28 protein-coding genes and 1 pseudogene are annotated in these 22890 nt (G+C 70.1%); 19 read left to right on the forward strand and 10 right to left on the reverse strand.

Annotated features, from left to right (window positions below; all coding sequences use genetic code 11):
- The 3 genes from ppgK to GB932_RS05920 form a co-directional block, all read right to left on the reverse strand.
- The gene (gene ppgK / locus GB932_RS05910; RefSeq protein ID WP_156759741.1) at positions 1-756 is read right to left on the reverse strand and encodes a polyphosphate--glucose phosphotransferase; all 756 of its coding nucleotides are present in this window, start codon (positions 754-756) and stop codon (positions 1-3) included.
- A 91-nt stretch (positions 757-847) separates the two neighbouring features.
- Positions 848-1240 carry an RNA polymerase-binding protein RbpA gene (locus GB932_RS05915; protein WP_156759742.1) on the reverse strand — a complete coding sequence of 131 codons (393 nt, stop codon included), beginning with the start codon at positions 1238-1240 and terminating at the stop codon, positions 848-850.
- A 197-nt stretch (positions 1241-1437) separates the two neighbouring features.
- Complete coding sequence (locus tag GB932_RS05920; protein ID WP_156759743.1) at positions 1438-2223, reverse strand: glycerophosphodiester phosphodiesterase family protein; 786 nt, start codon at positions 2221-2223, stop codon at positions 1438-1440.
- A gap of 112 nt (positions 2224-2335) precedes the next feature.
- Between GB932_RS05920 and GB932_RS05925 the strand changes: the two genes are divergently transcribed.
- The 5 genes from GB932_RS05925 to GB932_RS05945 all read left to right on the forward strand — a co-directional run bounded on the left by GB932_RS05925 (position 2336) and on the right by GB932_RS05945 (position 7263).
- The gene (locus tag GB932_RS05925; RefSeq protein WP_156759744.1) at positions 2336-3106 is read left to right on the forward strand and encodes an SDR family oxidoreductase; all 771 of its coding nucleotides are present in this window, start codon (positions 2336-2338) and stop codon (positions 3104-3106) included.
- 60 nt (positions 3107-3166) lie between these two features.
- Positions 3167-4417, forward strand: coding sequence for a sensor histidine kinase (locus GB932_RS05930; RefSeq protein ID WP_197517320.1), 1251 nt, complete (start codon positions 3167-3169; stop codon positions 4415-4417).
- On the forward strand, positions 4414-5094 hold the full coding sequence (locus tag GB932_RS05935) for a response regulator (protein WP_306769934.1): 681 nt from the start codon (positions 4414-4416) through the stop codon (positions 5092-5094). Before GB932_RS05930 ends, GB932_RS05935 begins: the two co-directional genes overlap by 4 nt.
- A gap of 116 nt (positions 5095-5210) precedes the next feature.
- A complete protein-coding gene (locus GB932_RS05940; RefSeq protein ID WP_156759746.1) occupies positions 5211-6524 on the forward strand; it encodes an acyltransferase family protein in 1314 nt (437 codons plus the stop codon).
- Positions 6525-6546: 22 nt separating this feature from the next.
- A complete protein-coding gene (locus GB932_RS05945; RefSeq protein ID WP_231916029.1) occupies positions 6547-7263 on the forward strand; it encodes a DedA family protein in 717 nt (238 codons plus the stop codon).
- Here the strand turns inward: GB932_RS05945 and GB932_RS05950 are convergent.
- On the reverse strand, positions 7164-8087 hold the full coding sequence (locus GB932_RS05950) for an AEC family transporter (RefSeq protein ID WP_156759748.1): 924 nt from the start codon (positions 8085-8087) through the stop codon (positions 7164-7166). The two genes, GB932_RS05945 and GB932_RS05950, sit on opposite strands and share 100 nt — an antisense overlap.
- Before the next feature lie 74 nt (positions 8088-8161).
- Between GB932_RS05950 and GB932_RS05955 the strand changes: the two genes are divergently transcribed.
- Positions 8162-10528: an ATP-binding cassette domain-containing protein gene (locus GB932_RS05955; RefSeq protein WP_156759749.1), complete on the forward strand. Its 2367-nt coding sequence runs from the start codon at positions 8162-8164 to the stop codon at positions 10526-10528.
- Positions 10529-10598: 70 nt separating this feature from the next.
- Entirely contained in the window at positions 10599-11471 is an 873-nt protein-coding gene (locus GB932_RS05960) for an AraC family transcriptional regulator (protein ID WP_156759750.1), read from the forward strand.
- On the opposite strand, the gene GB932_RS05965 is transcribed toward GB932_RS05960, so the two are convergent.
- Together GB932_RS05965 and GB932_RS05970 are read right to left on the reverse strand one after the other, a co-directional pair.
- Positions 11472-11903 (reverse strand): MarR family winged helix-turn-helix transcriptional regulator, encoded by a 432-nt coding sequence (locus GB932_RS05965; protein WP_156759751.1) that lies wholly within the window; start codon positions 11901-11903, stop codon positions 11472-11474. It abuts the gene before it with no gap.
- Positions 11904-11950: 47 nt separating this feature from the next.
- A complete protein-coding gene (locus GB932_RS05970; RefSeq protein WP_156759752.1) occupies positions 11951-12850 on the reverse strand; it encodes a DUF2268 domain-containing putative Zn-dependent protease in 900 nt (299 codons plus the stop codon).
- Between the two features lie 133 nt (positions 12851-12983).
- Between GB932_RS05970 and GB932_RS05975 the strand changes: the two genes are divergently transcribed.
- The 4 genes from GB932_RS05975 to GB932_RS05990 all read left to right on the forward strand — a co-directional run bounded on the left by GB932_RS05975 (position 12984) and on the right by GB932_RS05990 (position 15231).
- Positions 12984-13784 carry a hypothetical protein gene (locus GB932_RS05975; protein ID WP_231916014.1) on the forward strand — a complete coding sequence of 267 codons (801 nt, stop codon included), beginning with the start codon at positions 12984-12986 and terminating at the stop codon, positions 13782-13784.
- A complete protein-coding gene (locus tag GB932_RS05980; protein WP_156759753.1) occupies positions 13781-14263 on the forward strand; it encodes a DUF1990 domain-containing protein in 483 nt (160 codons plus the stop codon). The genes GB932_RS05975 and GB932_RS05980 overlap by 4 nt, the downstream gene beginning before the upstream one ends.
- 34 nt (positions 14264-14297) lie before the next feature.
- Positions 14298-14705, forward strand: a complete 408-nt coding sequence (locus GB932_RS05985) for a GNAT family N-acetyltransferase (RefSeq protein ID WP_156759754.1) — start codon at positions 14298-14300, stop codon at positions 14703-14705.
- Between the two features lie 130 nt (positions 14706-14835).
- Positions 14836-15231 (forward strand): hypothetical protein, encoded by a 396-nt coding sequence (locus GB932_RS05990; RefSeq protein WP_197517321.1) that lies wholly within the window; start codon positions 14836-14838, stop codon positions 15229-15231.
- 36 nt (positions 15232-15267) lie between these two features.
- Here GB932_RS05990 and GB932_RS05995 read toward each other — a convergent pair whose 3' ends face one another.
- Both GB932_RS05995 and GB932_RS06000 read right to left on the reverse strand, forming a co-directional pair.
- Positions 15268-16530, reverse strand: coding sequence for a GNAT family N-acetyltransferase (locus GB932_RS05995; RefSeq protein ID WP_156759756.1), 1263 nt, complete (start codon positions 16528-16530; stop codon positions 15268-15270).
- A gap of 93 nt (positions 16531-16623) precedes the next feature.
- Positions 16624-17106: an HIT family protein gene (locus tag GB932_RS06000; protein WP_231916015.1), complete on the reverse strand. Its 483-nt coding sequence runs from the start codon at positions 17104-17106 to the stop codon at positions 16624-16626.
- 73 nt (positions 17107-17179) lie between these two features.
- Here GB932_RS06000 and GB932_RS06005 point away from each other — a divergent pair, with 73 nt between their 5' ends.
- The gene (locus tag GB932_RS06005) at positions 17180-17641 is read left to right on the forward strand and encodes an NUDIX domain-containing protein (RefSeq protein ID WP_156759758.1); all 462 of its coding nucleotides are present in this window, start codon (positions 17180-17182) and stop codon (positions 17639-17641) included.
- A gap of 31 nt (positions 17642-17672) precedes the next feature.
- Here GB932_RS06005 and GB932_RS06010 read toward each other — a convergent pair whose 3' ends face one another.
- Positions 17673-18116, reverse strand: coding sequence for a GNAT family N-acetyltransferase (locus GB932_RS06010; protein ID WP_156759759.1), 444 nt, complete (start codon positions 18114-18116; stop codon positions 17673-17675).
- A 160-nt stretch (positions 18117-18276) separates the two neighbouring features.
- Here GB932_RS06010 and GB932_RS06015 point away from each other — a divergent pair.
- Positions 18277-18876 (forward strand): annotated as a pseudogene (locus GB932_RS06015) (GrpB family protein).
- Here the strand turns inward: GB932_RS06015 and GB932_RS20650 are convergent.
- Positions 18778-19092: a PIN domain-containing protein gene (locus tag GB932_RS20650; RefSeq protein WP_368732397.1), complete on the reverse strand. Its 315-nt coding sequence runs from the start codon at positions 19090-19092 to the stop codon at positions 18778-18780. The pseudogene GB932_RS06015 and the gene GB932_RS20650 overlap by 99 nt on opposite strands.
- Here GB932_RS20650 and GB932_RS19375 point away from each other — a divergent pair.
- The 6 genes from GB932_RS19375 to GB932_RS06045 all read left to right on the forward strand — a co-directional run bounded on the left by GB932_RS19375 (position 19033) and on the right by GB932_RS06045 (position 22889).
- Complete coding sequence (locus GB932_RS19375; protein WP_231916017.1) at positions 19033-19203, forward strand: hypothetical protein; 171 nt, start codon at positions 19033-19035, stop codon at positions 19201-19203. The genes GB932_RS20650 and GB932_RS19375 overlap by 60 nt on opposite strands.
- Positions 19204-19344: 141 nt before the next feature.
- The gene (trpS, locus tag GB932_RS06025; protein WP_156759761.1) at positions 19345-20400 is read left to right on the forward strand and encodes a tryptophan--tRNA ligase; all 1056 of its coding nucleotides are present in this window, start codon (positions 19345-19347) and stop codon (positions 20398-20400) included.
- Between the two features lie 50 nt (positions 20401-20450).
- A complete protein-coding gene (locus tag GB932_RS06030) occupies positions 20451-20987 on the forward strand; it encodes a putative immunity protein (RefSeq protein WP_156759762.1) in 537 nt (178 codons plus the stop codon).
- Positions 20988-20993: 6 nt separating this feature from the next.
- Entirely contained in the window at positions 20994-21836 is an 843-nt protein-coding gene (locus tag GB932_RS06035; RefSeq protein ID WP_156759763.1) for a class I SAM-dependent methyltransferase, read from the forward strand.
- Positions 21837-21912: 76 nt separating this feature from the next.
- Complete coding sequence (locus tag GB932_RS06040; protein WP_156759764.1) at positions 21913-22317, forward strand: VOC family protein; 405 nt, start codon at positions 21913-21915, stop codon at positions 22315-22317.
- A 74-nt stretch (positions 22318-22391) separates the two neighbouring features.
- Positions 22392-22889: a pyridoxamine 5'-phosphate oxidase family protein gene (locus GB932_RS06045; protein ID WP_156759765.1), complete on the forward strand. Its 498-nt coding sequence runs from the start codon at positions 22392-22394 to the stop codon at positions 22887-22889.
- Position 22890 lies beyond the last annotated feature (1 nt).

Below are 22890 nucleotides of genomic sequence, written 5' to 3' on the forward strand. Positions count from 1 at the left end.
TCAGCCGAGGACGAGGCTCGCGGCGCCGATGATGCCGGCGTTGTTGCGGTGCTCTGCCGTGACGATGGGGGCGCGCGTCTCGATGCGCGGCAGGAACTTCTCGGGGTTCTTCGACACGCCGCCGCCGACGATGATGAGGTCGGGGGAGAAGAGGAACTCGACGTGGTCGTAGAACTCCTGGAGGCGCTTCGACCAGTCCTTCCAGGAGATGTCGTCGCGCTCGCGCGCGGACGCCGATGCCCACAGCTCGATGCTCTCGCCCTTGCGCTCGAGGTGTCCGAGCTCGGCGTTCGGGACGAGCTTGCCGTCGAAGAGGAAGGCCGAGCCGATGCCCGTGCCGAGCGTCGTCATGATCGTCAGGCCGGGCTGGCCCTTCGCGGCACCGAACTTCAGCTCGGCGAGGCCGGCGGCGTCGGCGTCGTTCACGAAGTGGATGTCGCGGCCGAGCGTCTCGCTGAACAGCTTGTCGGCGTCGAGGCCGATCCAATCGTCCGAAACGTTCGCCGCCGACAGCGTGACGCCGTTCTTCACGATGGCGGGGAAGCACACCCCGATCGGGAGGTCCGCCGCGTCGGGACCGAGGAGCCCGACGAGCTCCTTCGCCGTCGCGAGGACGTCGGGGGGCGTCGCGCCCTTCGGGGTCGGGATGCGGACGCGGTCGCTCACGAGGGAGCCCTCGGTGAGATCGACGATGCCGGCCTTCATGCCGGTCCCGCCGATGTCGATTCCGATCGCGCGCTCAGGTGCCTTCGTCATGACCGACAGCTTACGGGGATCCGCCGGCGAACGACGACGCCGAGCATTCCGACAGCGGAATGCTCGGCGTCATCGAGCGTCACACGCGCCGTCAGGCGCTCTTCTTGCTCTTCGTGTCCTTGGTCGGGTCCTGACCCTCGCCCCGGCGCTCGCGGATGTACTCGAGCCGGTCGGCCAGGAGCTGCTCGAGCTCGGAGACGGACCGGCGCTCGAGGAGCATGTCCCAGTGGGTGCGCGGCGTCTTGTCGTTCGAGCGGTCGATCTCGGCGGCGCCCTTGGGCGTCTGGAGAACGGCCTCGGCGCCGCAGGTGCGGCACTCCCATGCGGCCGGGGCCTCGGCGTCGGCCGCGAACATCAGGGTCGTCTCACGGCCACAGGCGCTGCAGAGGTACGTGTGCTCCTTGCGCTCCATGAACACGACGCCCTCTTCGCTCTGAAGGCTCTGGGCGCCGAGACGGATACCGCGAAGGCTTCGATCTGCCATGTTCGTGTCCTCTCGTCGGGTGTCAGGTCTAACGTCCTGCGCTGGGCGGATCATCCGAAATCCGCGGTGGACGGATCCTTTCCCAGCAGATCCCCAGTCGGTCCCGGAACGGCGCCCCGGGCGGGGAGAGGCACCCTCTTCACGCGCAAGCTAGCGCGGTGCGGGTCCCTGGTCAACGGGTGCCCGCGAAGCAGTCGTCAGCGCAGGGTCTCGAGGGCGAGATCCGCCCGATCCGTGACGATCCCGTCGACGCCGAGATCGACGAGACGGCGCATGTCCGCGGGCTCGTTCACGGTCCAGACGTGGACCTCGACGCCCTGACGATGGGCGGCGTCGAGGAGGCGGCGCGAGGTGACGGCCACGACGCCCTGGCGTTCGGGGACCTGCAGCGCGTCGACCCCCCGCAGTGCGCGGGCGACGAGGCCCTCGAAGGGCAGCAGGGACGCGAGGACGGCGCCGAGCACGACGCCGCGGCCGCCCGAGGTCGCGGGCTCGCCGCCCGCCGCGCGCGCGGAGCGCAGCGCCCGGCGCCGGCGCGCGTCATCGAAGCTCGTGAGGAGCACGCGGTCGGCGTGCGGCGCGACGAGGCGCCCCGCCGGATCCGCCGCCGCGTCGGCCTTCACGTCGATGTTGAACCGCACATCGGGGAATGCATCGAGCGCCTGGGCGAGCGTGGCGAGCCCGCCGCGGTCCGCCATGAGCGACTCGAGCTCCGCGAGGGGGACCTGCGCGATCCGGCGCGGATCCCCGACCACCCGCGCGAGGTCGCTGTCGTGGAAGAGGACGACCTCGCCGTCGGCCGTCAGATGGCAGTCCGACTCGACGTACTCGGCGCCAGCCGAGTGCGCGGCCGCGATCGCGGCGAAGGAGTTCTCGACGATCCCGTCATCGCGCATGTCCGGTGTCACGAGGCCCCGATGCGCGAGGACACGCGGATGGTCTGCTCCCCGGAGATAGGCGTGCCGTTCGGCGGGGCTCGTCATGTCGCGAACCTATCACCGCGCCCGCGCACCATTGGCCGCAGCCTCCACGGCGGGCGATCGGGCGCGTTATAGGGTCGGAGGACCCGCTTCTCGCACCACTCCAGGAGTCACCGTGTCGCAGCCGCTTCCCGCCGGATCCCTCGCAGGCAAGACCGCCCTCGTCACCGGATCCTCGCGCGGCGTCGGCGCCGACACGGCGCGATACCTCGCCGCCGCGGGCGCGAACGTCGTCATCAACTTCCGCAACAAGGCGCCACGCGCCGAGAAGCTCGCGCGCGAGCTGCAGGAGCAGCACGGCGTCGGCACGCTCGTCGTCGGCGCCGACCTCACCGACGCCGACCAGCTCGCCTCGATGATGGCGACCGCGAAGGACGCGTTCGGCGGGCTCGACCTGCTCGTGCTGAACGCCTCGGGCGGCATGGAGCAGAACATGGGGGAGGACTACGCGATGCGGCTCAACCGCGACGCGCAGGTCGGCGCCCTCGACGCGGCGCTCCCGATCCTCGGTGCCGGCTCCCGGGTCGTCTTCGTCACGAGCCACCAGGCGCACTTCATCCGCACGACGCCGACGATGCCCGAGTACGAGCCCGTCGCGCTGTCCAAGCGCGCCGGCGAGGATGCGCTGCGCGCGCGGATCCCCGAGCTCGCGGAGAAGGGCGTCGAGTTCGTCGTCGTGTCGGCCGACATGATCGAGGGCACCATCACGGCGACCCTGCTCAACCGCCTCAACCCCGGCGCGATCGACGCGCGCCGCGAAGAGGCGGGCACGCTCCTGAACGTCGCCGAGTTCGCGGCCGAGATCGCCCAGGCCGCCATCGATCCGATCCCGGCCGACAACGAGCGCATCTGCGGCGATGTGTCGAGCTTCACCCCGATCGACTGACCCGCAGGATCCCTCCACGGGGTGATGCGGACATCGCGCCGGGCGTGGCACGATCGCGCCATGCCCGAACACGCACGGTCCGATCACGCACCGACCCCGGACGGCGTCCCGGCGCCGCCGGCGCGGAAGGGCGCGCTGAGCCGCTGGGCCACGACCCATCCCCGCGCGGTCTGGTACTCGATCTCGTCGACCATCGCCGTCGTGCTCTACGCGGTCGCGGCGCCGGTGGGGGCCGTGATCTACGAGATCCCGGTCGGCGTCGCCCTCGCGCTGCCCCTGGCTCAGGTCGCGGCCCTCGTCGCGATACGTCGGTATCCCTGGGTGGCGATCGTCGTGTTCGCCGTCGCCGGCGGCGCCGAATCGCTGTCGATGGCCGATGGCGCCATGCCGTGGCCGTGGAACGTCACGATGATGATCGGCTTCGTCTTCCTCACGGGAGCGACCTGGACGCTCCATGACTGGCGTCGCGGCCTCGCCGCCTACCTCCTGCCGGGAGTCGCGATCACGCTGCCGATCATCGGATCGTTCACCGCGTCGTCGCTTCCGAGCGCCATCGTCGCGCTCGCCGTCGGTCTGCTCGCGTCGGTCATCGGCTGGATCCTGTCCGACAGGATCCGCATGGCCGGCCGGCTCACGCGCGAGCGCGAGGTGAGCCAGGCCGAGACGGAGCGTCGCCTCGTCGCGGAGGAGCGCCAGCGGATCGCTCGGGAGATGCACGACGTCGTCGCGCACGGCCTCTCGCTCATCCAGGTGCAGGCGACGTCCGCGCCGTATCGCGTCTCGGACGCCGGCCCCGAGGCGTCGGCCGAGTTCTCCGACATCGCGCGAGCGGCACGCGAGTCGCTCGGAGAGATGCGGCGCCTCCTCGGCGCCCTGCGCGGTGACGACGAGGCGGGGGAGCGGGCGCCCCAGCCGACGCTCGACGATCTGGCGCGGCTCGTCAGCGAGACGGAGCGCGCGGGTGCCGACATCGGCCTGAGCATGGCGCCGCCGGATCCCGTCCCCGCGCCGGTGGGCGTCGCCGCGTACCGCATCGTGCAGGAGGCCATCAGCAACGCCGTGCGCCACGCACCCGGATCCCGGATCGACGTGGCCGTCGGCGGAGCGGGAGCAGACGCGCTCCTCATCGAGGTGCAGAACGCGCCGGCTCCGGAGGCCGCGGATCCGGCGGCGCGCGGATCCGGACATGGGCTGGTCGGCATGCGCGAACGGGCCGGTCTTCTGCGAGGATCTCTGCAGGCGGGGCCGACCGCGGCCGGGGGATTCCGGGTGGCGGCGAGCCTCCCGCTCGCCGAAGAGGAGGCCGCGTGACGTCTGAGCGCATCACCGTGCTCATCGCCGACGACCAGGCGATGGTCCGGGCGGGATTCGCCGCCCTGCTCGACGCGCAGCCCGATCTCCGGGTGATCGGCCAGGCGCCCGACGGGGCCGAGGCGGTGCGCCTGTCGCGCGAGCTGCGGCCCGACGTGATCCTCATGGACGTGCGCATGCCCGTGCTCGACGGCATCGAGGCGACGCGGCGGATCCTCCAGCCCGACCGTCCCGCGCCGCACGTGCCGCGCGTGCTCATGCTCACCACGTTCGACATCGACGACTACGTGCACGAGGCGCTGCGGGCGGGCGCGAGCGGCTTCCTCCTCAAGGACGCGCTTCCCGAGGAGCTCGCGCAGGCCGTGCGGGTGATCGCCGGGGGCGAGGCGCTCCTCGCCCCGAGCGTGACGCGCCGCCTCATCGAGCGCTTCGCCTCGTCGCGCGACGACTCCCCGTCCCGGGCCGCGCTCAGCCTGAACGGGCTCACCGACCGCGAGCGCGAGGTGCTGACCCTCGTCGGGCGCGGGCTCGCGAACGCAGAGATCGCGGCAGAGCTGTTCATCGGCGAGCAGACCGTGAAGACGCACATCGGCAAGCTGCTGCAGAAGGTGCCGGCCCGCGACCGCGTGCAGCTCGTGATCACGGCGTACGACGCCGGCCTCGTCGCGCCCGCCTGAGCGCGCCTCCCTCTCCGGTAGGGGGGTCCGGCCGCCGGAATCGCTCCGCAGACCGATGTGCTCGGTGCGGGCGGCGGCTTACCTTCTCGGTGTTCACGACACCGTAGGGAGCTCTCATGGCCGCTGTCACGCATCCGCACGACGCCAGCATCGACGTGCTGCGCGCCGCGTGCACGATCGTCGTCGTCGCGCTGCACGCGACGATGGCGGGCGTCATCGTCACCGGAGGGCAGGTGTCGTTCGACAACGCGCTCGAGGAGCCGTGGTTCGCCCCCGTGAGCTGGCTCGTGCAGATCATGCCCCTGTTCTTCCTCGCCGGGGGAGCGACGGCCGCGGTGTCGTTCCGGCGCGGATCCGCCGGATCCGCAAGCGGGTTCGTCGCGCGACGCGTCCAGCGGCTACTCGGCCCGGCGTTCGCGGCGACGCTCGCGATCGCGGTCTCGCTCGCGGCGCTCGGTGCCGTCGGCGTGCCGGACGCGCTCGTCGAGGAGGCGGGCTTCCGCCTCTCGCAGCCGTTGTGGTTCCTCGGTGTCTTCCTGCTCGTGCAGTCGCTCGTGCCCACGATGCTGCGGGCGCACGATCGGCACCCCGTCGCCTCCCTCGTCGCCATCCTCGCGGCCGTCGTCGCGGTCGACGTCACCCGCGCATGGTCGGGCATCGAGGGCGTCGGCTTCGCGAACCTCCTCTTCGTCTGGCTGCTCATGCAGCAGCTCGGCTTCCTCCTCGCCGACGGGCGCTTCGCGGCGCACACGGTCCGCGCGCGCCTCGGTCTCGCGGCGGGGGCCCTGATGATCACGGCGTCGCTCGCGCTGGCCGGGGCGTTCTCGCCCGATATGTACACGAACCTCAACCCGCCGACGTCGGCGCTCGTGCTGCTCGGTTTCGCTCAGGCCTGCGTGTTCTCCGTGCTGCAGCCGGCCCTGCGGGGACTCGCGCTGCGGCCCCGCATCGGCGCCGTCACGGGGTTCGTGAACCGCCGCGCCATGGAGATCTACCTGTGGCACATGCCGGCGATCGTGGGCCTCGCGGGCCTGCTCGTGGCGGCCGCGCTCGTCGCCGGCGCCGAGCCGGCCGCCGTGCACTCGCCCGCGTGGTGGGCGACACGACCCGCCTGGATCGCAGCCGTCGCCGCGGCGACCCTCGTCCTCGTCCACCTCGTCACGCGGCGACCCATCGTCCCGCGGGCCGCGACGTCGTCGCCGTGGCGCGCGGCCGGCGGATCGGTCCTCGCCGTGGCGAGCATCGGCGTCGTGTTCGTGCTCGGCCTCGACGTCGAGGCCGCTGTCATCAGCCTCACCCTCGCCGCGGCCGCGATGCGTCTCACGCGGGGAACGGTGCCCGTCGGTGTGACGCGCTCAGGGGCGGCGCCCATCGGGGGATATCCCCCGATGCGAATGACGAGCCAGTCGGATGCCGCTGTCGCGGCCTGAACGAAAGGATCAGTACGTGGACATGCTCCTGGACTCCCTCCTCGCGCTCGCGGCATCGCCGTGGATCTACCTCATCGTGTTCGCCCTGGCGGTGCTCGACGGGCTGCTGCCGCCTGTGCCGAGCGAGACGGTCATCGTCGGCGCGGCCGCCCTCAGCGCCTCGACGGGACGGCCGGATTGGGCTCTCATCGCCATCGCGGCCGCCGCGGGCGCCTTCACGGGCGACAACCTCGTCTACGCCATCGGCCGCGCGGTCGGGACGACGCGCTTCCGCTGGATGCGGACGGGGCGGGCGCGGCGCGCGATCGACATGGCCGAGCGGGGGCTCGCCTCCGGCGGGGCATCGGCGATCTTCGTGGCGCGCTACATCCCCGTCGGGCGCGTCGCCGTGAACCTCACGGCCGGCGCCGTGCGCTATCCACGGCAGCGGTTCGTCCTGCTCGCCCTCGGCGCGGCCGCCACCTGGGCCGCCTACTCCGTTGCGATCGGAACGGTCGCCGGACGCCTCGTCGAGGACCAGCCGCTGCTCGGCGTCGCGGTGGGCGTCGGGCTCGCGATCGTCGTCGGGGTCGTCGTCGACCGGCTCCTCGCCTGGCGGCGCGCCGCACGCGCGAAGGCGGTGCGGCGCCGTGCGGGGGATCAGGATCCCAGCAGCAGCGCGGCCGCGAACAGCACGGGGACGCAGCCGAGCGTCGTGAGGAACACCGTGTCGCGCGAGAGCACGTACCCCACGCCGTAGCGCTGGGCGTAGTTGAAGACGTTCTGCGCCGTGGGCAGCGCCGCGAGCACGACGACCACGTAGAGGGCGTGGCCGTCGAGGCCGAACGCGAACCGGCCGAGGAGATATGCCGCGATCGGCATGCCGACGATCTTCAGCGCGGTGGCGAGGAGCGCGTCGCGCCGGGTGCCCTTCGCGGTCAGGACGCGCTGGCCGTGCAGCGACATCCCGAAGCTGATGAGGATCACCGGCACGGCGGCGTTCGCGACGAGGCTGATGGGCTCGTGCACGATCGGCGGCACCTCGATGCCGGTGAGGGCGACGGCCAGCCCGAGCAGGGATCCGATCACCATGGGGTTGCGGAACACGCGGGCGATCGCGCGCCACCACCTGGTCTCACCGCTCGAGATCGCGTCGAGCACCGCGAGGGTGATCGGGGTGAGGGCGATCTGCTGCATGAGGATGATCGGCGCGGAATAGGCGGCGTTGCCGAGCAGGTACGTCGAGATCGGGAGGCCGACGTTGTTGCCGTTGACCTGGCCCGCGGACAGGGCGCCCATGACGGTGTCGCCCCACTTCCGGCGCCAGGCGAGCTTCGCGATCAGGCCGTAGACGACGAAGATGACGGCCGCGGCGGCGGCCGAGGCCGGAAGAAGCGACGAGAACAGCATCGCCACATCGGCGTCGCTGAGCACGACGAACATCAGGAAGGGGTTCAGGACGAAGAACGACAGGCGCCCGAGCACGGCGCCGCCGTTCTCGCCGAGGAGGCCGATGCGCCCGATCACGTAGCCGGTGAGGATCGCGACGCCGACGACGGCGAACCCGGTGAGAGCGCCCGTCATGCCGACGGCGGGCGGCGCGGCGGCGTTCGGGTCATACCTCCCATCTCACCACGGCTCGTGCGACGATCGAGTCCATGGCCGACACGACCGTTCATCCCGCAGACCGCCACGACACGATCCGGGTGCGCGGCGCCCGCGAGAACAACCTCCGGAACGTCGACCTCGACCTCCCGAAGCGACGCCTCACGGTCTTCACAGGCGTGTCGGGATCCGGCAAGAGCTCGCTCGCGTTCGACACCATCGCGAGCGAGTCGCAGCGCATGATCAACGAGACGTACAGCGCGTTCGTCCAGGGGTTCATGCCGCAGCTCGCGCGCCCGGACGTCGACTCGCTCGAGGGGCTGACGACGGCGATCCTCGTGGACCAGGAGCGGCTCGGGGCGAACATCCGCTCGACGGTGGGCACGGCGAGCGACGCGAACGCGCTGCTGCGGACGCTGTTCAGCCGCCTCGGCGATCCGCAGATCGGGCCGCCGAACGCGTTCTCGTTCAACACGCCGTCGGTGAAGGCGACGGGGGCGATCCTCGTCGAGCGCTCCGGCACGGCCAAGCGCGAGCGCGCCGAGTACAACCTGCTCGGCGGCATGTGCGCGGGCTGCGAGGGCACCGGCCGCGTGAGCGACCTCGACGTGACGGAGCTGATCGACGACTCGCTCTCGCTCAACGACGGGGCGATCACGATCCCCGGATACAAGCCGGGCGGGTGGAGCGTGCGGATGTATGCGGAGTCGGGGTACTTCGACCCGGATGCGCCGGTGCGCGACTTCACGGACGAGCAGATGCACGATCTCCTGCACAAGGAGGAGACGAAGGTGCGGATCGCCGGGATGAACCTCACGTATCAGGGGCTCGTGCCGCAGGTGCGCAAGTCGATCCTCTCGAAGGATCGCGAGCAGCTGCAGAAGGCGATGCGCGCCTTCGTCGACCGCGCCGTCGCCTTCCAGGCGTGCCCCGCGTGCGGCGGCACGCGCCTCGCGGAGCCCGCGCGGACGTCGAAGATCGGCGGGATCCACATCGGCGAGGCCTGCGCGATGCAGGTGACCGATCTGCTCGCCTGGGTGCGGGCCCTCGACGAGGCGGGGGCGGGCCCGGTGCTCGAGGCGCTCGATGCCCTGCTGGCGTCGTTCGTCGAGATCGGTCTCGGCTATCTCTCGCTCGACCGCGCATCGGGCACGCTGAGCGGCGGCGAGGCGCAGCGCCTCAAGATGATCACGCACCTCGGTTCCCCGCTCACCGACGTCACCTACGTCTTCGACGAGCCGACGGCGGGCCTGCACCCGCACGACATCCGGCGCATGAACGATCTGCTGGTGCGCCTGCGCGACAAGGGGAACACGGTCCTCGTGGTCGAGCACAAGCCCGAGACGATCGAGATCGCCGACCACGTCGTCGACGTCGGGCCGGGTGCGGGCGCGGCGGGCGGGGAGGTCTGCTTCACGGGATCCGTCGCGGAGCTGCGCTCCAGCGGGACGATCACGGGGCGCCACCTCGACGACCGGGCGCGCGTGAAGGACGCGGTCCGCGCGCGGACGGGGGAGATCGCGATCCGCGGAGCGTCGCGCAACAACCTGCGCGGCGTCGACGTCGACATCCCCACGGGCGTCCTCGTGGCCCTGACGGGCGTCGCCGGATCCGGCAAGAGCTCCCTCGTCGACGAGCAGCTGGCCGGCCGCGACGGGGTCGTGTTCGTCGACCAGAGCGCGATCAAGGGCTCCATCCGATCGAACCCCGCCACCTACACGGGGCTGCTCGACCCGATCCGCAAGGCGTTCGCGAAGGCGACGGGGACGAAGCCGGCCCTGTTCAGCTCGAACAGCGAGGGCGCCTGCCCGACCTGCAAGGGCAACGGCGTGATCACGACCGAGTTCGGGTTCATGCAGGGCGTGACGACGCCGTGCGAGGACTGCGGCGGGCGCCGGTTCACGGCGGATGTGCTCGAGCTGCTGCTCGCGGGGAAGAGCATCGCGGACGTCTTCGACATGTCGGTGGCGGAGGCGCGCGAGTTCTTCTCGGAGGGCGAGGCGCGCCTGCCGGCCGCATCGCGGATCCTGCAGCGCCTCGATGACGTGGGGCTCGGCTACATCAGCCTCGGCCAGGCGCTCTCGACCCTGTCGGGCGGCGAGCGCCAGCGGCTGAAGCTGGCCGCGCAGATGGCGGAGGGAGCCGACATGTACGTGCTCGACGAGCCGACGACGGGCCTGCACCTCGCGGACGTCGAGAAGATGCTGGCGATGCTCGACCGGCTCGTCGACGGTGGCACGTCGGTCGTCGTCATCGAGCACCACCAGGCCGTCATGGCGCACGCCGACTGGATCGTCGACATGGGCCCGGGCGCCGGCCACGACGGCGGAACCGTCGTCTTCGAGGGCACGCCGGCCGATCTCGTGGCGGCGCGTTCGACCCTGACGGGCGAGCACCTCGCGGAGTACGTCGCGGGCTGACCGCATCGGTCCGGAACGGTCGGGTGTGCGGGGCGCGGCCCCGAGCAGACTTCTCTCGGAAGGGAGCCAGATGCTCGCAGCGCTGAACGACGTGAGCGATGCCGTGGAGGCGTCGCTCGATGCGGCGATCGACCTCGCGGCCGTGGCCACGCGCCACGGCACGACGGAGTATCACCTGCGGCGGATGTTCTCGTCGCTCGCGGGCATGCCGGTGTCGGAATACGTGCGTCGCCGCCGCATGACGCATGCGGCGGCGGACGTGACGGGATCTTCGGACGGCCTGCTCACGATCGCGGTGCGGTTCGGATACGGGTCGGCCGAGGCGTTCTCGCGTGCGTTCCGGGCTGTGCACGGCATCACCCCTGGCGACGCCCGTCGCTCGGGAGGCCCCCTTCTCAGTCAGCAGCAGCTCAGGTTCCGCCTGAGCGTGGAAGGGAGTTCACCCATGCAGTATCGCCTCGTCGACCACGGACCGGAGCGCTTCGCCGGTCACGCCGTCCGCGTGCCGCTCATCCATCGCGGAGAGAACGCGCGGATCCGGGAGCACATCGAATCGCTGCCGCCGTCGGAGCACGCGCGCCTGAAGTCGCTGAGCGCGGCCTCCCCGGGCGGGATCCTCCAGGTGTCGGACGATGTCGATCCCGATGGCCGGGAGGGAACCGAGCTGACCTATCTGCACGGGGTCGCGGTCTCACCCGAGTCGCCCGTTCCGGAGGACCTCGACGTGATCGTCGTCGCCCCGGGTCCGTGGGCGGTGTTCACGACGGACGGTCCGCACCCGGACGCCCTGCAGTCGGCGTGGGCGGCGACGGCGACGGAGTGGTTCCCGTCTCAGCCGTGGCGGCTGCGCCCGGGGCCGTCGGTCGTGTCGATCCTCGACCACAGCGCGGACTTCACGTCGGCTCGCTGCGAGCTCTGGATGCCGGTCGAGCGCGACGGGTGATCAGGGCTGCAGCTTGCGCAGGGCTGCGATGAAGGGCTCGCGCTCCTCGGGGTCGAGGGGCGCGAGCAGCTCCTCCTGCGCCGCGCGGGCGGCCGCCCCGATCTGAGCGACGCGCGCCTGCCCGTCCGGGGTGATCCGGACGATCTTGCGGCGGCCGTCGCCGGGATCCGGTTCGCGCACGACGGTCGCCTCCGCCTCGAGCTCGTCGACCGTGACGGAGAGGTCGGCGCGGTCGAGGTCGGCGAGCTGACCGATCGCGACCTGGGGGAGCGGCCCGTGCTCGACGAGCACCGAGAGGACGCGCAGGTGGTAGCGGCGCGCGCCGATGGCGTCGAGCCGATCGGTCACGATCTGGTGGGCGCGATGGCGTGCGCGGGTGAGCAGCCACGACGGGTTCTCGGAGAGATACGGGAGAGCGTGGTCGGTGGTCATGCATTCCAGAATAGTTGGTGTGAACCAACGATGCGCCGAGAGGTTCGTCAGGTGGAAGGTGTGGATCCGAGCCGGGGGAGTGCGACGCGGAGGATGTCCGCGGCGGGCGTGCGCAGGCTCTGCGCCGCCGTCGCGCCCGTCGCCTCGAGGAAGGCGCGGACGATTCGGACGCCCGCGCCGTAGCCGGCCCCGGTCGGAAGCCCGACGGGGGAGGCGCCGAAGAGGCGCGCCGAGGCGTCGCCGAGGACCCACGCGGCGAAGTCCTGCATGCCCGTGACGTCGAGCCCGCCCACGACCTTCGCCAGGACCTCGTCCGTGCGGGCCTCGTCGGGGACGAAGTGCGTGTATCCGGTGTCGCCGTGCAGCTCGGCGGCGAAGAGGTCGGCGAGCCCCTCGGCGACGACGTGCTCGCCGACCGTGACGGTCGCCGGATCCCAGGCGACGCCGCCGGGGGAGTAGCGCAGATTGTGGTGCAGCTCGTGCGCCGCGATGGCCTCGATCCGGCCGAGGACGCGTAGGGTCGGCCAGAGCGTGAGGACGATGTGTCCGCTGATGCCGCCGAAGGCCGAGAGGCCCTGGACCTCGTCCGTGAAGTGGGCGTTGGTCGGGTCGCCGAGCACGAGCAGGACCGTCAGATCGGGCACGGCGAGGGCGGGATCCGCGGATCGCAGGGCGGCGATCGCGTGCTCGAGCGCGCGGGTGGTGCGCGCCCACACATCGGCGGCGACGAGGGCGTCGAGGCCCTCCCGCACACGATCCGGATCGGCGTCGGGCGGGAACCCGAAGCTTTGGCGGTGCACCTCGGCCAGATCGGGGCCGCCGGGGACGAAATGATACATGCCCGCCATCGGCCGCCACATCTCGCGCAGGAGGTCATCGCGGTCGGCCGCGGGAGCGTTCAGGACGCGCGCCATCGCGGACGCGGTGTCGATCATGGTGACGGTCATGGGATCCGACGGTAGGGGCTCACGCGGCGTGAGGGTCAACGGCGGCGCGCGAGGATCAGCGCGGATCCGAGGCGCGGCGTCTCAGCGGGTGATGGGCGTGCCGCGGGACGGCGCAGGTCGATAGGGTCATCGTGTGAGTGCCGATTCGCCCGAGGGCCGCCCATCGGCCGTTGTGCTCGGCGCCTTCGGTGCGTCGGATCCCCTCGAACGGCTCGTCGGCGGACGAGGCCTCACGTGGCGTTCGGGCGACGTCGTGCTCCGGCCCGTCGATGGCGACGCGGAGGCCGAGTGGAAGTCCGAGCTGATCACGCGTCTCGCGGCCTCGGAGGCGTTCACCGTCCCACGCCCGATCCCGGCTGCCGGCGGCGGCTGGGTGCGCGAGAGCTGGCAGGCGATCGAGTGGATCCCCGGCGCGGCCGACGAGCGGCGGGTCGACGATGTGGTGCGAGCAGGCGCCGCGTTCCATGAGGCGATCACGGGGGCGGAACGGCCGGGGTTCCTCGACGAATCGACCGATGCGTGGAGCGTCGCCGACCGGATCGTGTGGGAGGAGGTCACCCGCCCCGACGACGCCACGCTGGCGAGGCTGGCGGGGGAGTACCGAGCGGTCGACGCGCCCTCCCAGATGGTCCACGGCGACCTGCTCGGCAATGTGCTGTTCTCGGAGGGGAGGCCTCCGGCGATCATCGACTGGGCACCGTATTGGCGCCCGACCGGATACGGTGCGGCGATCGCGGTGGTCGATGCGGCGTGCTGGCACGGACTGCCGCTCGCACGTCTCGCGGAGGACCACGGCTATGGGCAGTGGCGGCAGCTGCTGCTGCGGGCGCTGGTGTTCCGGATCGCGACGCTGATCCTGCTCGGGCATTGGGATGAGGCGCAGATCGCACGGCACGCGCCGATCGTCGATGCCGTGATCGACGGGGCGCGGTGACCTCGCCCGGGCTGGCCGAGTGGCCGATCGGCGTCGCCGATGATCGGGTCCGCTCTGAGGTGTCCGCCGTCATCGGCGACGGCGACGACGCGTGGATCCGGGCGTCGCGGGACGTCCTGTGCTGGCGGGTGAAGACGCGCAGCGGTTTCGTGGTGGGCGACGACGACCCTGTGCGCGCCGGAGCGCGGCAGACGATCACCTTCCGGATCCTGGGTGTGACGATCCGCGAGCCGATCAAGGTCGTCGAGGTGCACGCATCGGACGCGCGCGTGGGCTTCTCGTATCGGACGCGGCCGGGGCACCCGGTGTCGGGAGAGGAGGCGTTCATCGTGTCGCGCGACGGCGACGCGGTCGTCCTGACCGTGCGCTCGCTCACGGCGCCGTCGCCGCGTCAGCCGTGGCGCGCGGCGTTCCCCCTCCTCCGGATCGCGCAGGCCATCGTGCGGAGGCGCTATCTGCGGGCGCTGCGGGTGGGGTGAGCGGGCTGTTGGCGGGGACCGTAAGATGATCCGCATGGCATCAGCTCGCGTGACGACCGACCTCGCCGAAATCGATCTCGACCTCGTGCATCGCTGGCTCTCGGAGGACGCGTTCTGGGCGATCGGTCGCAGCCGTGCGACCGTCGATGCGGCGGCGCGGGGATCGCTGAACTTCGGCGCGATCGACGCCGCCGAGAATCTCGTCGGATACGCCCGCGTCGTGACAGACCGGGCGACGTTCGCGTGGCTCTGCGATGTCTACGTGACCCCCGCGGCGCGAGGATCGGGGACCGGCCTCCTGCTCGCACAGTCGGTCGTCGCGGCGCTGCGGCCGATGAACCTGAAGCGTGTGCTGCTCTCGACGGTCGACGCGCACGGGCTGTACGCGAAGGTCGGCTTCGACGCGTTTCCGACGCCTGAGAGGCTCATGCAGCTCGCGTGAGGTCGGTCGCTGGCGGCTCCGCTCGCGGGTGATGCCGGAAAAGAAGCCCCTGCCGGGATCGAGACCGGGGTCGCGGGAGTCGCCTGCATAGTCACGCACCGAGTGCGGCTGCCGTGTCAGGATCGACACCATGACGCGCTACATCCGGTATCGAGGAACGCATGTCAATCGTCGCGGAATCAAGCCAGGGGTATTCGCGCTGGTGAACGGGCTGGTAAGGGACGGCAGACTGAGTGAGTCCGAGCTGTCGTGGTGGCGAGAAGCGAACAGCTGGTACGAATCTCGATACACGGATCCATCGAACACCGATCCGTCCGTATATGATCCGCTGCTCAATCCCCAGGCCACGTCGTGGTTTCGTGCCGATGCAGAGCACCTCATCGAGCGCATAGGGGAGTACCTCGAGGTGCTAGACACGTATGGGATCGAGCACGAACGAACGGAGTCGTCCAACCCGGGGAGGATCATCTTCGAAGACGATGTGCAAGTCGTCGTGGTTCCCTCCGCGCACTCAGGTTGCGCGTGAGCCCGACATCGATCCTGAGGAGCAGAGCCGCGCCTCTCAGTCGATGAGGTGGAGCAGGTGGCTCGCCTGGGCCTCGGTTGTGCCTGGTGGATTGCGACGAAAGCCGTTGCTTCCCGGGAGGAGCATGGCGAGCCAGAACGCCGCCCAGAGCGGGCGGTAGGCGCGCATTCGTCCTCGCTGCTCCTCGTCCAGCCCGACGGCCGAGGCGAGATCGTCTGCGTTGAATACGCCGGTGGGACGGCCGGCGATGTGCTCGACGTGATCCGCGAGCTCGTAGGCCGGGTCCGTGAGGCCGCCATCCTCGAAGTCGACGAGCCGGCAGCGTTGGCCATCCCAGAGGATGTTAGCGGGATTGAGGTCGGCGATCCCCAGCGCGTCGAGGCGTGGCGTGGGAAGGGATCCGGGATGTGAGAGCCATCTACGCGCGGCGCCGACCGCTTCAGCGACCCGAGCGGCGTCCTCGCAGGGGGAGTAGTCGTGCGCTTCGCTGAGCCACTCGCTGAGGGCGAGAGGAAGGATCGAGGGGCCATATCGACGCTCACCGATCCCCGCCGCGGTGGCATGTTCGCGAGGTATGCCGTAGAGGCGGCGAAGTGTCCGCCCCAATGACGCCAGCTGTTCCGGGCTGAGAGGCCCGTTGCCCAGGGGCTTCCCTGGCAGGCGCTGCATGACCACGACCGGATGCCCGTCGACGATCTCTCGCCTCAACGGACGAGGCGCGAGGCCCGGCGCGTGCTCCCAGATGAGGTCGAGGCATGCCCACTCGCGGTCGGCTTCGCCATCTGACCAGCTGAGAAACCTCTTGTGCACCTCGGATTCGGTGAACTGGAGGTCGTGGGTCTGTGACGGCGTCGTAGGTTCGACCGGCGTCCGCACCATGAAGACGTCGATCGGATCCTCGGCGTCGACGGCGAAGCCGTGGCGCTCGTAGAGCCGGCGGGCGGCGCTTCCCTGGAGGACGTTGAGCCGCACGACGCGGCCTTCTCGGTCCGCACCCGTGAGCTCGTGCACCAGCACCTCTGTGCCGATCCCGCGGCCCTGCAGGTGCGGGTCCAGGTAGAAGTGCTCGAGCCAGTCGCCGTCGCCAGCGGAGCGCATGGCGATGCATCCGGCGAACGCGCCATCCACCTCGATGATCCGCGTACAGGTCGGGTCGAAGCCGTCACGCAGCCGCTGTCGCACGCGATGCTCGTCGTAGCGGCCGAGGCGCTCCAGATCGGCCCGGAGCACGACCGATCGCAGCTCGGCGATGGGTTCGACGTCGTCAGAGGCTGCGGTGCGGAGAGACCACTGGGGCATTCGTGGACCTTATCGTGCGGCGGCGCCAGGATCCGCAGCCAAGGGCAACGGGGGAGCAGGCGAGATCCTCCGCGCTCACGGCAGACCAAGGAGTCACTCGAAGTCGAACGTGATGCCGAGCGCGGCCTTGAGCCTCAACGCGAACGCCTCTCGATCCGTTGGAGCAACCCATCGCGCGTCATCCTGCCGCTGATACAGGCGGTCATTCTCGTAGCGCGGGAATACGTGCACGTGGAGGTGCCACACATCTTGATTCCCGGCCGGCTCATTGTGCTGTCGGATCGACGTGCCGTCGCACTCATACGATGCGCGGATGCCGATGGCCACCCGCTGGGTCAGCTCCCACACCGCGTGCCCGTCGGCGGGGGACAGATCGTAGATGTTCTCGACGTGCGCACGCGGGATCACAAGGACGGCGCCGGGATTGCCCGGCCACCACTTCGGGGCGATCCGGGCATACGCGCGCTCGGTGACGGCGACGACATCAGACGGTTGGTTGTGCTCGTCGAAGACGCCCCGCTGGAGCTGGCAGAACGGGCAGGAGTAGCCCTCCGGCTCATGGGACGTCGCGTGCACACTCGATCGTCCCACGACGGGGGAACCATGCGCACGTCGATGTGGAATCGCATCGGACCGTACGCTGGGGCACATGCCGATCTCGCCCTACGTCAGTTCGATGCGCGAGCGGATCGGACATGATCTGCTTCTCCTTCCCGCCGTGTCCGCGGTGATCCGGAACGAGGACGGCCAGGTCCTGCTGGCGCGTTCACACGCCGACGACCGATGGGGGCTCATCGGCGGTGGACTGGAGCCCGGCGAGGACCCGATCGAAGCAATCGCCCGCGAGATTCTCGAGGAGCTCGGCGTCGAAGCGAACGTGGGAGATGTCATCGGCGCGTACGGCGGAGAACAACTGGTCATCACGTACCCGAATGGAGACCGCTGTGCATATGTGACGACGGCGTACGCGTGCCGGCTCTTATCCGATGCGGTGGTCCTCGAGGCGGAGGAGCTGCATGACGTGGCCTGGTGTGATCCCGTCGGCATCACGTGGCTCGAGACCCAGCCCTATGTGCCTCGCATCTTGGCCGATGCAGGGATCCGACCCTGAGACGAAGGCCTCGGACACCGATGGTCGCCAATCACTCCGGTGCTGGCATATACCTCAGAACGTTCGTGTCGCGGCGCTCGAAGCCTGCGGATTCGTAGAGCCGCAGTGCCGACTCACGCGACGGGCGAGAGGTGAGATCCAGCGTTCGAAGACGTCGACGATCCGATTCGGCGGTGATCGCTTCGAGCAGCAGGCGGGCGATACCGCACCCGCGTGCCCGGTGATCAACAACGACGTCCTCGACGATGCCGCGCCAGCCGGTCACCAGAGGGAAAGTCACAAGAGTCGCCATTCCAACCATGCGTCCCGCGTCGTGCGCGACGAAGAGATCCACACCTGGCGCGTCGAGCATGGCGTGCACGCGGTCGGAGTCGAAGGCGGCGGTCGACGACAGCTGGGAGAGGAGAGCATCCACCCGTCGAAGATCGTCGCTCGTCAGGGTCTGAACGATCGCAATATCGATGTCGTCTGTCATGCCGCGAGCCTATGCGAGGGCAGGGGTCACGGCTTCGAACTGACATAATGCGCATTATCGGTAATACCGCCCAGGAGCGGTGACATGCGAGCATCCGCGGGATCCGGCCACGCGCTTGCTGCGTTCGGCGTATCCCTCGAGCCTCGGAAAGGCGCCGTGAATGACGGGCAACCCAGCCGCCCTGTGCGCGTACGATCCCGCGTGGCCCGTGCGTGCCGCGAAGCTTCTCTGCGACATCCGCGCTCAGCTCTCAGATCGCACCGGTGCCGACGTGGCGAACTACGAGCACATCGGATCGACGTCGGCGCCCGGGCTCGCGGCGAAGCCGGTCATCGACCTGCAGGTGCGCTTCCTGCCGTTGCCCGACGACAAGGCCCTCACGTCGCGCCTCCTGCCGCTCGGGTGGCATCGGGCGTATGGATCCACCCCGCCTCCCTCGTAATATATCAGGATGTTCCGCGCGGCACCAGCCAGGTGGATACCGCAGTCTGGCGCAAGTCGATCTTCACTCGCCCCCGGTGACGTCATCCTCCACGTGCGGCGCGACGACTCGCCGTGGGCCGATTTCATGGTGTGGTTCCGCGACTGGCTGCGCGCCCGCCCGGCGGAGCGCCGACGATACGATCGCGTCAAGCGGGCCCTCAGCGCTCAGAACGCCGGCCTACCCGACTACGACAACTACACCCGGGCGAAGACGGCGTACTTCGACGTCGTGCAGGAACGGTTCGAGGCGTGGGCGACACGCTCGCGGCCCGAGTGATGATCGTGCGCGCCACTCCCCCTCGCACGGATCGAACCCCGTGAAGGCGAGCTCCCGTGCTGCGCTCAGCATTCGGGCGTCATGTGAGGCGACCACCACGCCCTCGATCCCCGAACGCAACGCGGTCGCCAGACGGATCGCATCGAGGGTGCGCACGTGCGGAGCGATCGCCTCGGCCTCCACGAGGATCCCATGATCCACCGGAACGAGCGCGATGAAGTCGAGGACCTCGTCGCGCTCGTCGAACGACATGGCCTCGCGCCTCACCAGTCGCGTCAGCCGTATGTCGCGCGCGCGAGCTCCTCTCCCCTATGTTGGATGACGTGATGATCCGTACCGCAATGTGGTGGTGGCCGACCGAATAGGCGGCCGCCGATCCTCACGACCCATCGAGCCGCCTTCGGGCGGCTCGAGTTGCGTGCGTCAACGGCTCGTGCGCGCCTGAGGGCTCTACCCCCAGGAGTGCGCATGACCAGCAACACTCTCGATACCGCGATCGAGCGCAGCGAGCAGGCGGCGGCATCCATCGAGCGGACGCCGGAACGACACCGGATGCTGACGGGCGACCGACCAACCGGTGATCTCCACATCGGTCACTACCTGAGCAGCCTCCGGAGCCGTGTCGCGCTCCAGGATCGCGGTGTGGATTCCTTCGTGCTCATCGCCGACTACCAGGTCATCACAGATCGGGAGTCGGTCGGCCGGATCACGGACAGCACGCTGTCCCTGCTGACCGACTATCTCGCCGCCGGCCTCGACCCCGCCCGGTCGACGATCTTCGCGCATTCGGCGGTGCCGCAGCTGAATCAGCTGATGCTGCCCTTCCTCAGCCTCGTCACGCAGGCGGAGCTGCAGCGCAATCCGACCGTCAAGGATGAGCTCGCCGCCAGCAACCGCCCGCTCTCGGGCCTCCTCCTCACCTATCCGATCCATCAGGCCGCCGACATCCTGTTCTGCAAGGCCGACGTCGTCCCGGTCGGGAAGGACCAGTTGCCCCACGTCGAACAGGCCCGGGTCGTCGCGAGGCGATTCAATGGGCGCTACGCCTGTGGCGTCGAGATCTTCCCCGAGCCGGTCGCCCTGATCAACGACCAGCAGATCGTCCTCGGCACCGACGGGCGCAAGATGTCCAAGAGTCGCGGCAACGTGATCCGGCTGGCCGACACCGAGGACGAGACCGCCAAGGTGATCCGGAAAGCGCGAACGGACTCCCAAACGACGATCAGCTACGACCCTGAGCGACGCCCAGAGATCGCGAATCTGCTCACGATCGCGTCTGGCTACACAGGGCGAACGCCTGCTGTCCTCGCGGACGAGGTCGGAAGCGGCGGAAGCAGCGCCTTGAAGCGCCTCGTGACCGACGCCATCAACGAGGGCCTCCGCACCCATCGCCAGCGCCGTGGGATCTTCGCAGACGACCGCGCCCAGCTGCTGGAGATCCTCCGCGATGGGAACGCTCGGGCGGAGGCGGTCGCCGCGAGAACACTCGCCGAGGTGCGGGAGGTCATGGACATGACCTATTGATCTCGCGCGGCGCCCGCACCGAGGACACTCCTCCGTGCGATCCTGACCAGATGCCGTCCTCGCAGTCACTGAGCGAAACCGAGCGTCGCGTCGTCGCGCTGTGGGCGGCGGAGTGCGCCGAGCGCGTGCTGCACTTGTTCGAGGTTGAGGCTCCCGACGATGATCGTCCGCGCGATGCGATCGCCCGCACCCGCGCGTTCTCGGCCGGTGACCTCGACGCCGCCGGTGAGATCCGTCGACGGTTCGTCGCCGGCCGTGCCGCGCACGCCGTATCCTCGCCGGGCGCGGTCGCCGCGGCGCGTGCGGCGGCGCAGGCTGCGGGCGTCGCGCACATGGGCGCGCACGCGCTCGGCGCCGCCGCGTATGCCGCCAAGGCGATGTCTCACGCCGCGCCGACGGATCCTCGTTCCGTCGATGACGAGATCGATTGGCAGCTCGGCGCGATGACGGCCGACGTCCACCGCGCTCTCGCGGCCCTGCCGCCGCTCGGGCAGGACACGGCGGGCCCGCTCGGTCCCGGACTTCTGACCCGAGGCATCCTCGGATCCACGATCCGCCGGCTGCAGTCCTCGCTCGCGGTAGCGTGATCTCTCGTGACGAACAACGACGTGCGGATCGACTGGGATGACGCACGCGAGGTGAGCCGCGCCAATTGGGATGATCGCGTCGACGTGCACCTGCGCGGCTACGGGATCGAGGCGTTCGACGACCCCGCGCACCTGTCGACGGTCGTCGTCGCCGATCTCGCCGCGCTGGCGCGCGTCCTGCCGGGCGGCGTCGACGGCCTCGATGTCTGCCACCTGCAGTGCCACATCGGGACCGACACGATCTCTCTCGCCCGCGCCGGCGCCCGCGTGACGGGCCTGGACTTCTCGCGGCCCGCCCTCGATGCCGCGGCGGCACTCGCCGACCGTCACGGGCACGTCGTGCGGTGGGTGCAGTCCGACGTCCTCGACGCCGCGGACGCGATCCAGGATGAGTTCGACCTCGTCTACACGAGCATCGGGGCGATCTGCTGGCTCGACGACCTCGAGCGCTGGGCGCGGCAGGTCGCCGCACTCCTCCGCCCGGGCGGCACGTTCTTCATCCGCGACGGTCATCCCGTACTGTACGCGCTCGACGAGACGGCCGACAGCCTGGAGATGCGGTACAGCTACTTCGGCGACGGCCGCGCGCAGACGTGGAACGACGGCGGCACGTACGCAGGAGAGGGCTCCGTCGAGCACACCCGCACCTATGAGTGGCCGCACCCGCTCTCCGAGATCGTGAACGCCCTGATCGGGGCGGGCCTGACCCTCCGCCGCCTGGACGAGGGGCGCACGCTCCCCTGGCAGTTCAGCCCGCGCATGGTGCCCGCGCCCTCCGGCTGGGCATGGCCGGCGCACGAGCGGGACATCGTGCCGTGCACCTTCACGATCATCGCGACGAAGAGCTGAGCTCGCTCCGGAGCTCGTCGTCGTCATGCCCGCGGGCCGCAGGGATCGGTTCTCGTGATCCCCTACCCTGGCCGTCATGACGACTGACATGCCGCTCATCCACCATTCCGGGATCTACGTGTCGGACTTCGATGCGAGCGAACGCATCTTCACGGCGGCCTTCGCGACCCTCGGGGTCGTCGCCGGCGAGGTCATCGACGGGGGCATCGAATACTGGCGCGAGGGGGCCGACACTCCCTCGTTCTTCGTCGAGCGCGCCAAGGGGCCATATGCCGTGACGCGACGCCTGCACGTCGCGTTCACGGCGCCGGACCGCGAGTCGGTCGACCGCTTCCACGACGCGGCCGTCGCGGCGGGCGCCCGTTCGAATCACGCCCCTCGCGAGTGGCCCGAGTACGCCGCGTACTGCGCCTTCCTGCGAGATCCGGACGGCAACAACATCGAGGCGCTCGTGAAGCTCGCCGACCTGTCGCCGAACTGAGTGCAGGGGGTGTACGCCGCGGAGGTCGCGACGGACAATGGTGCCGTTCGCCCCGTTCCGACCAGGGAGAGACCGTGGACACCGCCGAGATCACCCGCATCCTCACCCAGCCGTACAGCGAGCAGCTGCTCGCTCGCGACATCCTCCGCATGGCGTACGTCGCGAAGGACGGCACGCCCCGCAATGTGCCGATGGGATTCGTCTGGAACGGATCCGAGATCGTCGTCTGCACGACCACGAACGCCCCGAAGCTGCGGCACCTGCGGGCCAACCCCGGTGTGGCGCTCACGATCGACACCGAGGACTTCCCGCCGAAGATCCTCCTGATCCGCGGGAACGCCGACCTCGAACTCGTCGACGGGATCCCCGATGAGTACATGACGACCAACAACGTCATGGGCATGACGCCCGAGCAGCGCGCCGAATGGGAGAAGGAGGTCCGCTCCCTCTATCAGCAGATGTTCCGGATCCGGATCACGCCCACGTGGGCGAAGCTCATCGACTTCGAGACGACGCTCCCCTCGGCCGTCGCGGAACTCATCGAGGAGCGCGCGGCGCGCGAGGGCGCGTGAC

Origin of the sequence: Microbacterium karelineae (assembly GCF_009745985.1) — a bacterium.
GTDB classification, from domain to species: domain Bacteria; phylum Actinomycetota; class Actinomycetes; order Actinomycetales; family Microbacteriaceae; genus Microbacterium; species Microbacterium karelineae.

Coding starts and splice junctions, on each gene's coding strand:
- ppgK (WP_156759741.1), bottom strand. CDS start 756: ATGACGAAGGCACCTGAGCGCGCGATCGGAATCGACATCGGCGGGACC.
- GB932_RS05915 (WP_156759742.1), bottom strand. CDS start 1,240: ATGGCAGATCGAAGCCTTCGCGGTATCCGTCTCGGCGCCCAGAGCCTT.
- GB932_RS05920 (WP_156759743.1), bottom strand. CDS start 2,223: ATGACGAGCCCCGCCGAACGGCACGCCTATCTCCGGGGAGCAGACCAT.
- GB932_RS05930 (WP_197517320.1), top strand. CDS start 3,167: ATGCCCGAACACGCACGGTCCGATCACGCACCGACCCCGGACGGCGTC.
- GB932_RS05940 (WP_156759746.1), top strand. CDS start 5,211: ATGGCCGCTGTCACGCATCCGCACGACGCCAGCATCGACGTGCTGCGC.
- GB932_RS05945 (WP_231916029.1), top strand. CDS start 6,547: ATGCTCCTGGACTCCCTCCTCGCGCTCGCGGCATCGCCGTGGATCTAC.
- GB932_RS05950 (WP_156759748.1), bottom strand. CDS start 8,087: ATGACGGGCGCTCTCACCGGGTTCGCCGTCGTCGGCGTCGCGATCCTC.
- GB932_RS05955 (WP_156759749.1), top strand. CDS start 8,162: ATGGCCGACACGACCGTTCATCCCGCAGACCGCCACGACACGATCCGG.
- GB932_RS05960 (WP_156759750.1), top strand. CDS start 10,599: ATGCTCGCAGCGCTGAACGACGTGAGCGATGCCGTGGAGGCGTCGCTC.
- GB932_RS05965 (WP_156759751.1), bottom strand. CDS start 11,903: ATGACCACCGACCACGCTCTCCCGTATCTCTCCGAGAACCCGTCGTGG.
- GB932_RS05970 (WP_156759752.1), bottom strand. CDS start 12,850: ATGACCGTCACCATGATCGACACCGCGTCCGCGATGGCGCGCGTCCTG.
- GB932_RS05985 (WP_156759754.1), top strand. CDS start 14,298: ATGGCATCAGCTCGCGTGACGACCGACCTCGCCGAAATCGATCTCGAC.
- GB932_RS05990 (WP_197517321.1), top strand. CDS start 14,836: ATGACGCGCTACATCCGGTATCGAGGAACGCATGTCAATCGTCGCGGA.
- GB932_RS05995 (WP_156759756.1), bottom strand. CDS start 16,530: ATGCCCCAGTGGTCTCTCCGCACCGCAGCCTCTGACGACGTCGAACCC.
- GB932_RS06005 (WP_156759758.1), top strand. CDS start 17,180: ATGCCGATCTCGCCCTACGTCAGTTCGATGCGCGAGCGGATCGGACAT.
- GB932_RS06010 (WP_156759759.1), bottom strand. CDS start 18,116: ATGACAGACGACATCGATATTGCGATCGTTCAGACCCTGACGAGCGAC.
- trpS (WP_156759761.1), top strand. CDS start 19,345: ATGACCAGCAACACTCTCGATACCGCGATCGAGCGCAGCGAGCAGGCG.
- GB932_RS06030 (WP_156759762.1), top strand. CDS start 20,451: ATGCCGTCCTCGCAGTCACTGAGCGAAACCGAGCGTCGCGTCGTCGCG.
- GB932_RS06040 (WP_156759764.1), top strand. CDS start 21,913: ATGACGACTGACATGCCGCTCATCCACCATTCCGGGATCTACGTGTCG.